We start from the raw sequence: 13,122 nt of genomic DNA on the forward strand, positions 1-13,122 counted from the left end.
CCAGACCCTGAGCGCCGACAGGCCGTTACGGGCGGGCGTCCCTCAGCTGCGCCTGCGTGAGCCGGACCGGCTGCCCGCCCGGGGTGTACAGGCGCTTGATGAAGACCTGGAACCCGAGTTCCCTGATCCTGATCTCCGCCTCGTTGGTGTTGTGCGGTTCGGCGCCAAGGGCCGCGCGCACCAACGGGATCACCGGGATGAAACGGCCACCGATGTCGGCGACGACCCAGACGTCATTGGGGGCGTAGGCGGTGTAGTCGGGTTCCGTGCGGGCCGCGTCCATGACGGCCGCGCGAGTCAGGGTGGCGGATTCGCCCGCCTTCGTCCTGACGGTCGTCGTGCCGACTGCTGCGTTCATGGGTCGGGCCTTTCGAGTTGACAGTTGCTGTAGGTGCGGCCCGCGCTGCGATCCGTGTCCGAACCGGCGCCGGTCGGGCGCGCTCGCGGAGCGGCGGGTCCGGCACGCGGGGGAACATGATGACCGGGCCGCTGATGCTGCGGCCCGGCGACGACAGCCCCCTCGTACGGCCGGCGAGCGGATACCTCATCGAAGTCGATCACACTCACAGTAACGGCCTCGCCACCGCCGGGTGGGCGTTTGTCCAGCTCTGCACCGCGAAGTTGGCCGAAGCCTCGAGAAGGGCACCGGTGACCAGGGTCCGCGGGTCCGTCAGTCCCCCGGGAACCGCAGTGGTCGGACCTGTTCGGGCACAGGGCCGGTGGACTCGCGAGAGACGTAGGTGGCGCGCAGGGTGTGCCTGCGGGGGCGGGCCGTCGAGCCGTTGATACGGCGTACCAGGATGTCGGCCGCCAGCCCGCCCAACTCCTGCACCGGCTGGCTGACCACGCTCAGCCTCGGCCGGACGAGGGTGGCCCACTCGGCGTCGTCGAAACCGATGACCGAGACGTCGCCGGGGATGCGGGCGCCGAGGTCGAGCAGGGCGTCCAGGGTGCCGAGGGTGGCCACGTTGTCCGTGGTGAACAGCGCGGTGGGCCGGTCGGGCGAACTCATCAGCTCCAGTACGGCTGAGCGGGCCCAGGTCCGGTCGTATCCGGTGTGCCGAATCAGCTCCGCGCCGCGCGGGATGCCCGCGGCGCGCAGGGCCTGCCGGTAGCCGGTGAGCCGCTCGGTCGTGGTCCAGATGTCCGCGCCGGGCGCGAGCTGCGTGGCGTTCTCGTCGGGGGAGGCCGAGGTGACCACGGCGATGCGGGTGTGCCCCGCCTCGGTGAACCGGGACACCGCGGCCTCGGCGGCGCCGCGGTTGTCCACGACGACCGTGTCCAGCGTGGCGCCGCTGAGCGCACGGTCCAGCAGGACCACGGGGATGCCCGCGGCGACGGCCTTGTCGAGGTGTTCGTGGTCGGCCGCGGCAGGGGCCACGACCAGACCGTCCACCCGCCGCTCGATGAACATCTGCACCGCGGACTTCTCGGTGTCGCCCTTCTCGTCACTGTTGGCGAGGACGACTTGGAGGCCGGCCTTGGCCGCGACGTCGGTGACGCCGCGCACCGCGCGGGCGAAGTAGGCGTTCTCCACGTCCGCGACGACCACGCCCAGGGTGTGGGTGCGTCCGCTGATCATGCTTCGGGCCACCGCGTTGGTGCTGTAACCCAGTTCCGCGGCGGCGGCCAGCACCCGTTCCCGGGTGGCCGCGCTGGACGAGCCGTACCCGCCCAGGACCCGGGCGGCGGTGGCCTGTCCCACGCCGGCGTGCCTGGCGACGTCGGGAATGGTGACGCGACGCGGCGGCCGTGGGGTGTTGGGCATGGGCGGTCTCTCGTGAGTGACGGCTCGGCGGGGGCCGGGGAACCGGCCGATGAAAATTCGAGGCCATTCAACCATTGACGGGTGATGCCCGTCCGTGGGTAAGGTCTGGTCTGGCTCGTTGGTAACGTTATCAAACCGCGCCGACGCCCCCCGCCCGCCGTTTCCCCGGCCGGCCGCCGCGGCACGCCCCCGCCCGCGGCCGCCCCGATCCCACGCCCCGAACACCGGAGGTACCACGGATGGCAACCGACACCCTCTCGCCGCCGACGTCCGCTGGCCCTGCCATCAGCCTCGTCGATGTGGTCAAGGACTTCGGCGGCGCCGGCGCCCGGGACGCGGCGGTCGTCCGCGGCGTCAGCCTCGCCATCGGCGAGGGCGAGTTCTTCTCGCTCCTCGGCCCCTCCGGCTGCGGCAAGACCACCACCTTGCGGATGATCGCCGGCTTCGAGGAGCCGACCTCCGGGCAGATCCTGCTGCACGGCCGCGACATGGTCGGGGTGCCCGCCAACAGGCGTGACATCAACATGGTGTTCCAGTCGTACGCCCTCTTCCCGCACCTGAGCGTCGCCGACAACGTGGCGTTCGGACTGCGCCGCAAGCGCGTGCCCAAGGAGGAGCTCCGCGACCGGGTCGAGAAGATCCTGCGCACCGTCGAACTCGCCGACAAGGCCGACCGCCGCCCCCGCCAGCTCTCCGGCGGCCAGCAGCAGCGCGTCGCCCTGGCCCGCGCCCTGGTCAACCGCCCTCGCGCGCTGCTCCTGGACGAACCCCTCGGCGCCCTGGACCTCAAGCTCCGCCAGACCATGCAGCTGGAACTCAAGCGCATCCAGCGCGAGGTCGGCATCACCTTCATCTACGTCACCCACGACCAGGCCGAGGCGCTGACCATGTCCGACCGGATCGCGGTGATGAACCAGGGCCTGGTCGAACAGGTGGGCCCGCCGCAGGAGGTGTACGAGCGGCCCGCCACCGCGTTCGTCGCCGGGTTCATCGGCACCTCCAACCTGATCGGCGGCCGGCTGACGTCCGTGGCGGCCGGAACCGGGGTGCTCGACCTCGGTGACGGCCAGCGCGTCACGGTCCCGCTGCGCGGCTCCCTCGCCGCCGGCGAGGCCGTCGAACTCACCGTGCGGCCGGAGAAGATCACACTGACCACCGGGCCGGCCGACGTCGCCAGCCGGGTCCGCGGCACCGTCCGGGAGGTGGTCTACCTCGGCACCTCCACCAGCTACACGGTGGACACCAGCACCGGCGCGGAGATGACGGTCTTCCAGCCCAACGACGGCACCGCCTGCGCGTCTCCGTCGCGCGGCGACACCGTCTGGCTGTCCTGGGCCACCGACCACTCCTACCTGCTCACCACCGCCCCCGCCCCCGCGGCGACGGCCGTCGCGGACCCGGTTTCCCTCACCTCGCGCTGACGACAGGCGGACCAACCACCATGCCCGAGCACTTCACACCCTTCGCACCCCGGCCGCGCGCGCTGCCCTCGCACGGCTGGACGCGGCGCCGCCTGCTGCGCGCCGCGGCCGGCGCCGCCGCGCTGGCCCCGCTCGCCGCCTGCAGCGTGCCCGGCGCCCGCGTGCACGTCCCCACCGGCAAGGCGGAGATCGCCGCCGCCGTCACCGACTTCTGGTCCGGCAAGAAGCGGTCCGGGAAGCTGGACTTCGTCAACTACACGCAGTACATCGACGTCGACCCGGCCGACCAGAGCAAGCACCCCACCCTCGACGCCTTCACCCGCGAGAGCGGCATCGAGGTCACGTACAACGAGCTGATCGACGACAGCGCCTCCTGGTTCGGCAAGATCCAGCCGGAGTTCGCCTCCGGCCAGGGCATCGGCTACGACCTGATGGTCGTCGGCGGCGACAGCTACCTCGGCAAGTACATCGAACTCGGCTACCTGGCCCCGCTCGACCACAGCCGCCTGCCCAACTTCGCACGGTACGGCGGAGCCGCGTTCAAGAACACGTCCTTCGACCACGGCAACGTCTACACCGTCCCCTGGCAGTCCGGCATGACCGGCATCGGCTACGACCCGGCCCGGGTGGGCCGGAAGATCACCAGTTGGCAGGACCTGCTCGACCCCAAGCTGCGCGGCAGGGTCGGCATGTGGAACGACGCTGTGCAGATGGGCAACATCGCGCTGCTGGCGGTCGGGGTGGACCCGGAGACGTCCACCCATGCCGACTGGCGCAAGGCGGCGGCCTGGCTGCGCAGGCAGCGCGACGCCGGCATGGTCCGCTCCTACTCCACCTCGACCTACCAGTCCTCCCTCCAGCGCGGCGACCTCGCGGCCTCGCTCGTGTACTCGGGTGACGTCTTCCAGGCCAACCAGAGCGGCTCGCGACTGGAGTTCGTCATCCCGGACGAGGGCGGTCTGCTCTGGACCGACAACCTCTGCATCCCCTCGACGGCCGCCCACCCCGTCGACGCGCTCACCTACATGAACTACGTCTACCGGCCCGAGGTCGCCGCGAGGATCAGCGAGACCGTGCAGTTCGTCTGCCCGGTGCCCGCCGCGCAACGGGTCGTCGCACGCGACGCGGACGCCGCCACCGGCAAGCGGCGCACCGTACTGGACGCCCTCAGCACCAGCCCCCTGGTCTTCCCGACCAAGGCCGACCAGTCGAAGCTGCGCCGTCTGCGGGTGCTCGACGAAGAGGAGGAGAAGCAGTGGAACGCGTTGTTCGAACCGATCTACCAGGCCTGACCCGGCGGCGCCGTCGCACCGGGGAGGCACTGGGCCCCTATCTGATGATCCTTCCGGGCTGGCTGTGGCTGGCGGCCTTCTTCGTCACCCCCGTGATCGTGATGGTGTCGCTGTCGCTGCAGACCGGCAACTTCATCGACGGCTTCCGCCAGACGTTCCACTTCAGCACCTACGCCGACATGGTCCGCACCTATCACGTGCAGCTGGTCCGGTCCCTGCTCTACGGCGTCGCGGCGACCGTCGCCTGCGCCGCCGTCGGCTACCCGGTGGCCTACTGGATCGCCTTCCGGGCCGGCCGGCACAAGTCGGTGTTCCTCTTCCTGCTGCTGCTGCCGTTCTTCGTGTCCTTCGTCATCCGCACCCAGTCCTGGAACGTGGTGCTCGCCGACCACGGCGTCCTGCTCGGACCGCTGAAGGACATCGGCCTGCTCCCGGCCGACTTCCATCTGCTGGCGACGCCCTACGCGGTGATCGGCGGCCTGACCTACAACTTCCTGCCGTTCATGGTGCTGCCCGTGTACGTGGCCCTGGAACGGGTCGATCCCAAGGTGATCGAGGCATCCACCGACCTGTACGCCTCCCGGGCGCAGACCTTCCTGCGCGTGGTGCTGCCGCTGTCGCTGCCCGGAGTCTTCGCCGGCGTGCTGCTGACGTTCGTACCGGCCTGCGCCGACTACGTCAACGCCGGCATCCTCGGCGGCCCCTCGACCACGATGATCGGCAACATCATCCAGACCGAGTACTTCACCAACCTCGACTACCCCGGTGCCTCCGCCCTGTCCTTCGTCCTCATGGGCGCACTGCTGTTGGCCGTGTTCACCTACGCCCGGACCCTGGGCACCGACGAGGTCCTGGAGGCGGCAGCGCGATGACCACCACAACCGCCGGCCCCGTCGCCGACGCGCCCGCCGCACCGCGCACCCGGCGCACCGGGCGCCCACGGCGCCGCCCCACCCTGACCCTGTACACCGTGCTGGTGCTGGCCTGGCTGCTGCTGCCGATCGCGGTCATGGTCCTGTTCGGGTTCAACGACACCGGCAGCAAGGTGAACTTCACCTGGCAGGGCTTCACCCTGAACTGGTACCGGCACCTGTTCGCCATCCCCAACCTGACCTCCGCCCTGGTCAACAGCCTCACCATCGCCTTGGTCGTCGCCGTCGTCGCCACCCTCCTGGGCACCCCGATCGGGCTGGCGCTCGGCCGGCACCGCTTCCGCGGCCGGGGCTCGGTGGACCTGCTGATGTTCGCCGCCATCGCGGCCCCCGAGATCGCCCTCGGCGCTGCGCTGCTGTCGCTGTTCATCGTGCTGGGCGTGCCTCGCGGCTACTGGACGATCGTCATCGCGCACGTGGCCTTCTGCATCCCCTACGTCGCCATCACCGTACGGGCGCGCATGGCGGGGCACGACCCGACGCTCGAGGAGGCCGCCCGCGACCTGGGAGCCGGCCCGTGGACAGCGTTCCGGCTGGTCACCCTGCCGATGCTGCTGCCCGGCGTGGCATCCGGCGCCCTGCTCTGTTTCGCCCTGTCCGTCGACGACTACGTCATCACCAGCTTCAACGCCGGCCGTACGGTCACGTTCCCGCTGTGGGTGTACAGCGCCAGCCGTACCGGCGTGCCCCCGCAGGTCAACGTCATGGGAACGCTGATCTTCGTCGGCGGTCTGATCATCGCCGGGGCGAACGTGCTGTTCTCCCGGCGTCGCGCGGCCTGACCCGCTCCGGTCCCCGCGCCCCCCGAAACACCGGCTCACCGGCACACGCCGGCCGGTGCGGAACAACCCCTGAGGAAGTCATCACCGTGCTCAAGTTCAACGAAGCCGAGTTCGTCTCCCAGACGAAGAGCCTGCTGGCGCTGCGTCCCCGGATAGAGAAGGTCGTCGACCGTCTGGCCGACGAGGGCTACGACAACGTCCTCCTCGTGGGCGCCGGCGGCACGTACGCGCAGATGTGGCCCTACGAGCACCTCGCCCGGCGCACTTCGGTGATGCCGGTCCGGCCCGCCGTCGCCGCCGAACTCGTCGTCTCCGGCGACGCCCGCCTCGGCGAGCGCACCATCGCCGTCTTCACCTCCGTCTCCGGCACCACCGACGACACCCTCCGCGCCATCGACTACTGCAAGTCCCGGGGCGCCCACACGATCGGCTTCACCGGTTACCCCGACTCCCTCGTCGCCCAGAACGTCGACACCGCGCTGATCTCCGAGCCCAAGGCCTGGCCGTTCGACGTCCAGCTGCTGCTGTTCATGGGCCGGCTGCTCTCCCGCCGGGGCGAGTTCGAGGGCTACGAGCGCCTCGCCGACGAGCTCGGCGTCCTGCCCCGCGTCCTGGTGGACGTCGCCCGGCAGGCCGAGCCGGTGGCGTCCGAGTTCGCCGAGAGCCACAAGGACACCGACTACCACTTCCTCATCGGCGGCGGGAACCTGTGGGGATTCACCTACCTGTACTCCATGTGCATCCTCGAGGAGATGCAGTGGCTGCGCACGACTCGTGTGCACAGCGCGGAGTTCTTCCACGGCTCGCTGGAGCTGCTGGAGGAGAACACCAGCGTCATCGTCTTCCAGGGTGAGGACGAGACCCGGGCGCTGACCGACCGGGCCGAGGCCTTCGCCAAGCGCGTCTCCAAGGACGTCACCGTCTTCGACACCCGCGACTATCCCCTGGAGGGCATCAGCCCCGAGTTCCGCGGACTGCTCGCCCCGCTGGTGCTCGACACCGTGATGGACCGGGTCAGCAAGCACCTCGAACGCGTCCGCGACCACTCACTCGACCTGCGCCGTTACTACCGCGTCATGGGCTACTGAACCCTCCGACCGGTTCCCCCTCGTCCATCCGCCCCGCGCGCCGGTGCCCCGGCACCGGCGCGCCCACGGCGGGCGCCGTGCCCCCGCGTGCCGCGCCCGCGCCTCGGGAGACCCTGATGAAAGTCCTCGGTTTCGGCGACAACACCATCGACCGCTTCGTGGACCGCGGCACCGACTACCCCGGCGGCAACTGCGTCAACGTCGCCGTCTACGCCCACCGGCTCGGCCTGGACGCCGCCTATGCGGGGGTGTTCGGTGACGACGACCTCGGCACCAGACTGCGCGCGGCCGTGGCGGCGCAGGGCGTCACCGTGGACCACAGCGTCGTGCGCCACGGTGCGACCTCGGTCTCAACCCTGCACGTGCGGGACGGCGACCGGGTCTTCCTCGGCTACGAGCCCGGCGGTGCAGCCGTCCACGCCCCTCTCCCCGTCACCCCCGCACTGCTCGCGTACGCAGCCTCGTTCAGCCTGGTGCACTCCAGCGTCTACTCCGGCACCGAGGCCGAACTCCCGCTGCTCGCGACGGCCGGCCCACTGCTCAGCTTCGACTTCTCCGACGAGGAGGAGTTTCGTACACCCGCTTATCTCGACCGCGTCTGCCCGCACCTGGACCTCGCGCTGCTGTCGTGCTCACACCTGGACGAGGCCGCCACCCGTGCCCTGCTCGCCGAGGCCGTGGCCCGGGGGGCCGGGGTGGCGCTGGCCACCCGTGGGCTGCACGGGGCGATCGCGTACGACGGCCGGACCACGGCCGTCGCGCCGGCCCGCGCTGCGGACCCCGACTGCGTCTCCGACACGATGGGCTGCGGAGACGCCTTCCTCGCCGGGTTCGCCGTGTCACTGCTGCGCGACGGATGGTCCCGGCGGGTGCGACCGGCCCCGGCGGCCCTGCGGGACGCCCTGCGGCGGGGTGCGGAGGCGGCGTACGACCAGTGCTTCGTGGAGGCCGCCTTCGGCTGCGGCTGGCCGACGCCGGCCACGAGGGCCGGGCATGGAGCCGGGCCCGCCCCGCAGACCCTGCCCGGCCCCGCAGCCGTCACCCCCACCCGCCCGGTCTGAGCGCCTGCCCGCCACGGTCTTCCTGTTCTCGCCGGAGAAGTCCTGTACCTCCCGTCCGCCGCAGATCCGCGTCACGCACCGCAGAGAGGTCACAACGGCGCCGCAGGGGAGGACCGCCGCGAAGCCGATGGCCGTCGAGCCGGCCGGGCACCTGCGCCGGGCGCTCGACAACGGCCTCAGCCTCGATGAACTCGCCGAGGCGGCAGCCGGGATCAAGCGCGGACAGACCGTGCTACGGGCCGTGGGGCCGGGTCGTTGCCCTCACCTCAGACCATTCACTCGTTCAAGTGAATAGGTAGAACGTATGACCGTGGGGCCTTCTCTGCTGGGTAACGTGCGTGCCCGACCGGCCCGGCAGGGCCGGTTCGGAGCGCGGGGCAGAGGGGTGCGGGGATGACGGACGGTCCTTCGAACCAGGGCGGCGGGCTGTCGCGGCGCAGGCTGCTCGCGTCGTCGGCCGCCGCGGGCGGCGCGGTCTGGTTGCTGCGCGGGCTGGTCCGGCCGGGCAGCGCCTACGCGGCCTCGGCACCGCCGCCGGGCTTCCCGGCCGGGATCGACGTCTATCAGCGCGCCTACGAGAACTGGGCCGGTGAGATCCGTACCGACCAGCTGTGGACGTGCGCGCCGCGCAGCCCTCAGGAGGTGCTCGACGTCGTCAACTGGGCCTACGGCGCCGACTGGACCGTACGCGCGCAAGGGCAGCGGCATGGCTGGGCCCCCCTCACGGTGGCCGACGGCACATCCGCCGCGGCCCGGGTCGTCCTGCTGGACACCACCGCGCACCTCACCGCGATGTCGCTGGAGCAGCGGGCCGCCGACGGGTCGGCCCGCGTCCGGGCCCAGGCCGGCGCCTCGCTGGAGACGCTGCTCGCGTTCGCCGGCGAGGGCGGATACGGGGTCGCCTCCGCGCCGGCACCCGGCGATCTGTCGGTCGGTGGCGCGCTTGCCATCGGCGCGCACGGCACGGCCGTCCCCGCCGTCGGCGAGAACCCGTCGTCCGGCCACGGCTACGGCTCGCTGAGCAACCTGGTCACCGAGCTGACCGCGGTCGTCTGGGACGACGCCGCCGGCCGCTACGTCCTGCGGACCGTCGACCGAGCCGAGCCCGACTGCGATGCGCTCCTCACTCACCTCGGCCGCTCGCTCGTCACCGAGGCCGTCGTGCGGGTGGGCACGGACCACCATCTGCGCTGCCAGTCCTTTCTGGACATCCCCGCCACCGAGCTGTTCGCCGCCCCTGGTGCTCCGGCCGGCACGCGGACCCTGGCCGGCTTCGTGGACCGCACCGGCCGGGTCGAGGCGATCTGGTTCGCCTTCACCGACTGCCCCTGGCTGAAGGTCTGGAGTGTCGCCCCGAAGCGGCCGCTTGCCGCCCGCGCGGTCGACGAACCGTACAACTACCCGTTCTCCGACTCCCTCCCCGAGCCGGTGGCCCGGCTGGCCGGGGACCTGGTCTCCGGGGCGTGGGCGAGCGCGCCGCTCTTCGGGCAGGTCCAGTACCTGCTGGCCAAGGTCGCGTTGACCGGCGACATCACCGACGTCCTGCTCTCGGGAAACCTCGTGCGGGACGTGCTGACCGGCGACGTGCTCACCCACCTGCTGGCAGGCGGTCTGCGCTCTGACCTGTGGGGGGCCTCCCGCAACCTGCTGCAGTACGTGCGGCCCACCACGCTGCGCGAGACCGCCAACGGCTACGCCGTCCTCACCCGCCGCGCCGACCTGCAGTGGGTGGTCAGCCAGTTCACCGGCTTCTATCGCACGCTGCTCACCCAGTACGCGGCGCGCGGCGAGTACCCGGTCAACGGCCAGGTGGAAATCCGGGTGACGGGCCTGGAGGACCCGTTCGTGTGCGGTGTCCCCGGCGCGCGGCCCCCGCTCCTGTCCGCCCTGCGACCGCGCCCCGACCGGCCGGACGTCGACACCGCCGTGTGGATCGACGTCCTCTCCCTGCCGACGACACCCGCCCTGCACCGCTTCTACCGCGACATCGAGCAGTTCCTCCTGGCCCTGGACGGGGACCGGGCGACGGTACGCGTGGAGTGGTCCAAGGGCTGGGCCTACAGCGACACCGCCGCGTGGTCCGACCCGGACGTCCTCACCCGGGCCATCCCCGCCAGCCAGCGCGCCGGGGGTGGCCCGGGCTGGGACCAGGCGGTCGCGATTCTCGACCGACTCGACCCCCACCGCGTGTTGTCCAGCCCGTTCCTCGACGCGCTGCTTCGCTGAGCGGGGGGCAGAGCCGGACTTCCGGCGAACCCCCGACGCGAGGACGTAGGGGTGATCGAATCGGCTCCGGCCCGTGCCCGGTCCGGTGACGGGGACGCGTTCCGGCAACTCGCGGCGTGACATCCAGGCGCACAGACGCCGGATCCTCGGATCCCCGCAGGACCGCTGCCGCGTGCCGGCTCTCGCGGCCCTTGCGGGTCATGCGGCACGGGCTGCGCTGCCCGCCGTGAGGGCCACCGTCTCGGCGTACGTGCCCCGTCCCGTCGCCGTCTGCGCCGCCATCCCACAGCCCGGTCGCCGCCACCGCCGCGTGGGCCGAGGCTCACCGCGCCTTCCATCGCACGTTGCTGGAGGGGTGTGGCAACCGCGCGCTGCTGGAGACCTTCGACCGGTTGTGGACCGCGAGTGAGTTGGCCCGCCGTTGGTCGGCGCACCGCAACCCCGACCGGGACGGTGCCAGGGAACACCGCATGCTGGAGGAGGCGGTGCTGGCCCGCGACGCCGACACCGCAGCCGCGGTCCTGGTCCAGCACCTCACTTTGACCGCGGCCGCTCTGACCGACGATTCAGGCCAGGCCACCTAGGACCTGTCTGACTGGCACAACGGGCGCCCGCCCGCACCGTACTTGTGGCTGGACCGCTGGCATCCGGCTCACGGGCCGGCCAGGCCGGGCGCTCACGCGGCCGAGAGGTCCGGCTCCGACACTGGGAGCGGGGGACTGCTCACGTCGCTCATGATGTCCTCATTCTCGGTAGCGGGACGACCGCCACCGTTCGAACGAACTCGCCGGCCGATACCGGGCCGGAGTGGCTCTGCGAACCCAAACGAGATCGTTCTGTGGTCGCGCGCTACGCCAGCACCGTGCGCTACGTGAGCGCACGGTAGTGCCTGCGCACCTCAGTCGCAACAGCGTTATGAGCCGTGGTCTCCCTGTCGGCGGGGTCTGTCGCCTCTGCGGCCCCTGCCCGCACGGCCGCACCCCTGGGACAAGCGCATCAAGTGCCAGGCCAAGGACCTTCAAGCGCTTGTCGTGAATGCGGCGAGCGGAGTCGGTGCCGCGCCAGCGCGTACCTCGGCGTAGACGTCGAGGAGGTCGCCGCGGACGGCGGCGAGCGTGGTGAACGTGCGGAGCTCGATGGCGGGGGCCGTGGTCATGCGCCAGCCCTCCAAGCGGCGGTGTGCTCAGCACAGGTCCGCCCAAGGGGCTGCCGTGTGCGGATGGCGCGCAGGGCAGCCCCGAACTCCTGAAGCCTGCGCGATACGCGCGCGTGTTGGGTACCGGGTGGCGCTGGAGATGCTGCGCGACCGCGAATTCACCCGCGGCCCGGACGACTCCATCGCCCACCGGGCCCAACTCCGGTAACTTCCCCCGCACCACCGCCCAACCGCCGGAAGGCTCCGACGCCGGACCGGGTGACCTGCACCGCCGACTTCCCGGTGCCGCAACAGTGCTGGCTCGCCCCCGCCCAAGGCGCGCCACCGCAGGAGTCCACCAACGGCTCTGCCGCGACGGTGACGGACACCTTGCGGCGGCAGCACGCGCGCCACCGGAAGGCACTCACCGGCCTGAGCCGGGCAGCACGCGCACCGCCTCGCCCGGTACCAGGGCGGGGGTCAGGTGTCGGGGTCGGCCAGGCGGCTGAGCAGGGTTACGGCGTCGTCGTGCGCCACCTGCCCGAAGAAGCGCGCGTCAACGTTCTCGACGGCGGCGATCGCGCGCGGGGCCAGTTCGGCGCCGGCGTCGGTGACGTGCAGGCGCTTGGCGCGGGTGTCGGCGGGATCGACCTCGCGTTTGACCAGCCCCTTGCCCTCCAGGGCACGCAGGACCTGTGAGGTCATCTTGACGTCGGTGCCGGCTTGGCGGGCCAGTTCCTGCTGGTTGGGATGCTCCCCGTGGGTGTTCAGCCACCAGGTGCAGGCCAGAAGGACGAACTGGACGTGGGTGAGGCCCAGGGGGCCGAGCTCCGCGGCGATGTCGCGCTGCCAGCGCAGCGTGGCGTGCCAGAGCAGGAAGCCAGGGCTGTCGCCGGGGTTGCGGGCCATCAGCCCTGCGCCAGCTTGACCAGGGCCGCCATGGTCTGCGGCCAGTCCGCGGTGACGGCCGCACCGATCCGCGGGCCGAGCTCGTCGGCGCCGGGCCCGGTGATCTCCATCCGGTACGTCACCCGAGTGCGCAGGCTTTCGCCCCGCCCGAGCTGGTGGACGGTGCTCAGGAGCAGTCCGTCGAACCGGGCCTCGTCCACGAACCGTTCGCCGAGGGTGGCCTCGGCGACGATCAGATGCACCGGGTCGCCATCGGCCGGGGTCATCACGATCTCGGCGCCCGTCTCAAAGGGGCCGCTGATTCGGATGTCCGCGATGTCGGCGTTCCAGGCTCCCCAGTTCTCCACATCGGCCCACAGGCTCCAGATCGCCTCTGGCGCGGCGTCGGTCTCGATGGCGTGCTCATACGTCCACATGTCCATGGCCTCCCGAAAGAAATTCTCTTCGCAGAGATTATCTGTGCGGAGTCTATTTGTCCACGGCGCCTCGTCGGCCGTGGTGCGCCGAT

General features: G+C 71.4%; 11 protein-coding genes and 2 pseudogenes. 8 read left to right on the top strand and 5 right to left on the bottom strand.

Annotated elements, in window-relative coordinates; genetic code table 11:
• Positions 1 to 25: 25 nt before the first annotated feature.
• Both HZZ00_RS17970 and HZZ00_RS17975 read right to left on the bottom strand, forming a co-directional pair.
• Entirely contained in the window at positions 26 to 358 is a 333-nt protein-coding gene (locus HZZ00_RS17970) for a hypothetical protein (RefSeq protein ID WP_180333145.1), read from the bottom strand.
• A gap of 312 nt (positions 359 to 670) precedes the next feature.
• On the bottom strand, positions 671 to 1,768 hold the full coding sequence (locus tag HZZ00_RS17975) for a LacI family DNA-binding transcriptional regulator (protein ID WP_180333146.1): 1,098 nt from the start codon (positions 1,766 to 1,768) through the stop codon (positions 671 to 673).
• Positions 1,769 to 2,007: 239 nt separating this feature from the next.
• Between HZZ00_RS17975 and HZZ00_RS17980 the strand changes: the two genes are divergently transcribed.
• The 8 genes and pseudogenes from HZZ00_RS17980 to HZZ00_RS18015 all read left to right on the top strand — a co-directional run.
• Positions 2,008 to 3,189 carry an ABC transporter ATP-binding protein gene (locus HZZ00_RS17980; RefSeq protein ID WP_180333147.1) on the top strand — a complete coding sequence of 394 codons (1,182 nt, stop codon included), beginning with the start codon at positions 2,008 to 2,010 and terminating at the stop codon, positions 3,187 to 3,189.
• A gap of 20 nt (positions 3,190 to 3,209) precedes the next feature.
• Positions 3,210 to 4,481, top strand: coding sequence for a spermidine/putrescine ABC transporter substrate-binding protein (locus tag HZZ00_RS17985; protein WP_180333148.1), 1,272 nt, complete (start codon positions 3,210 to 3,212; stop codon positions 4,479 to 4,481).
• Positions 4,445 to 5,353 carry an ABC transporter permease gene (locus HZZ00_RS17990; RefSeq protein WP_257585867.1) on the top strand — a complete coding sequence of 303 codons (909 nt, stop codon included), beginning with the start codon at positions 4,445 to 4,447 and terminating at the stop codon, positions 5,351 to 5,353. The genes HZZ00_RS17985 and HZZ00_RS17990 overlap by 37 nt, the downstream gene beginning before the upstream one ends.
• On the top strand, positions 5,350 to 6,195 hold the full coding sequence (locus HZZ00_RS17995; RefSeq protein WP_257585868.1) for an ABC transporter permease: 846 nt from the start codon (positions 5,350 to 5,352) through the stop codon (positions 6,193 to 6,195). Before HZZ00_RS17990 ends, HZZ00_RS17995 begins: the two co-directional genes overlap by 4 nt.
• Before the next feature lie 86 nt (positions 6,196 to 6,281).
• Positions 6,282 to 7,283, top strand: coding sequence for an SIS domain-containing protein (locus tag HZZ00_RS18000; protein WP_180333149.1), 1,002 nt, complete (start codon positions 6,282 to 6,284; stop codon positions 7,281 to 7,283).
• A 116-nt stretch (positions 7,284 to 7,399) separates the two neighbouring features.
• Positions 7,400 to 8,344, top strand: coding sequence for a PfkB family carbohydrate kinase (locus HZZ00_RS18005; protein ID WP_180333150.1), 945 nt, complete (start codon positions 7,400 to 7,402; stop codon positions 8,342 to 8,344).
• A gap of 393 nt (positions 8,345 to 8,737) precedes the next feature.
• A complete protein-coding gene (locus HZZ00_RS18010) occupies positions 8,738 to 10,570 on the top strand; it encodes a cholesterol oxidase substrate-binding domain-containing protein (protein WP_180333151.1) in 1,833 nt (610 codons plus the stop codon).
• 302 nt (positions 10,571 to 10,872) lie between these two features.
• A pseudogene (locus HZZ00_RS18015) lies at positions 10,873 to 11,154 on the top strand (FCD domain-containing protein); the annotation flags it as partial.
• A gap of 446 nt (positions 11,155 to 11,600) precedes the next feature.
• On the opposite strand, the pseudogene HZZ00_RS18020 reads toward HZZ00_RS18015, so the two are convergent.
• The 3 genes and pseudogenes from HZZ00_RS18020 to HZZ00_RS18030 all read right to left on the bottom strand — a co-directional run.
• Positions 11,601 to 11,726 (bottom strand): annotated as a pseudogene (locus tag HZZ00_RS18020) (GNAT family N-acetyltransferase); the annotation flags it as partial.
• 459 nt (positions 11,727 to 12,185) lie between these two features.
• Positions 12,186 to 12,614, bottom strand: coding sequence for a MarR family winged helix-turn-helix transcriptional regulator (locus HZZ00_RS18025; RefSeq protein WP_180333152.1), 429 nt, complete (start codon positions 12,612 to 12,614; stop codon positions 12,186 to 12,188).
• Complete coding sequence (locus HZZ00_RS18030; RefSeq protein ID WP_257585869.1) at positions 12,614 to 13,036, bottom strand: polyketide cyclase; 423 nt, start codon at positions 13,034 to 13,036, stop codon at positions 12,614 to 12,616. The genes HZZ00_RS18025 and HZZ00_RS18030 overlap by 1 nt, the downstream gene beginning before the upstream one ends.
• Positions 13,037 to 13,122 lie beyond the last annotated feature (86 nt).

Source organism: Streptomyces sp. NEAU-sy36, assembly GCF_013423905.1.
Classification (GTDB): Bacteria; Actinomycetota; Actinomycetes; order Streptomycetales; family Streptomycetaceae; genus Streptomyces; species Streptomyces misionensis.

Coding starts and splice junctions, on each gene's coding strand:
- HZZ00_RS17970 (WP_180333145.1), bottom strand. CDS start 358: ATGAACGCAGCAGTCGGCACGACGACCGTCAGGACGAAGGCGGGCGAA.
- HZZ00_RS17975 (WP_180333146.1), bottom strand. CDS start 1,768: ATGCCCAACACCCCACGGCCGCCGCGTCGCGTCACCATTCCCGACGTC.
- HZZ00_RS17980 (WP_180333147.1), top strand. CDS start 2,008: ATGGCAACCGACACCCTCTCGCCGCCGACGTCCGCTGGCCCTGCCATC.
- HZZ00_RS17985 (WP_180333148.1), top strand. CDS start 3,210: ATGCCCGAGCACTTCACACCCTTCGCACCCCGGCCGCGCGCGCTGCCC.
- HZZ00_RS17995 (WP_257585868.1), top strand. CDS start 5,350: ATGACCACCACAACCGCCGGCCCCGTCGCCGACGCGCCCGCCGCACCG.
- HZZ00_RS18005 (WP_180333150.1), top strand. CDS start 7,400: ATGAAAGTCCTCGGTTTCGGCGACAACACCATCGACCGCTTCGTGGAC.
- HZZ00_RS18010 (WP_180333151.1), top strand. CDS start 8,738: ATGACGGACGGTCCTTCGAACCAGGGCGGCGGGCTGTCGCGGCGCAGG.
- HZZ00_RS18025 (WP_180333152.1), bottom strand. CDS start 12,614: ATGGCCCGCAACCCCGGCGACAGCCCTGGCTTCCTGCTCTGGCACGCC.
- HZZ00_RS18030 (WP_257585869.1), bottom strand. CDS start 13,036: ATGGACATGTGGACGTATGAGCACGCCATCGAGACCGACGCCGCGCCA.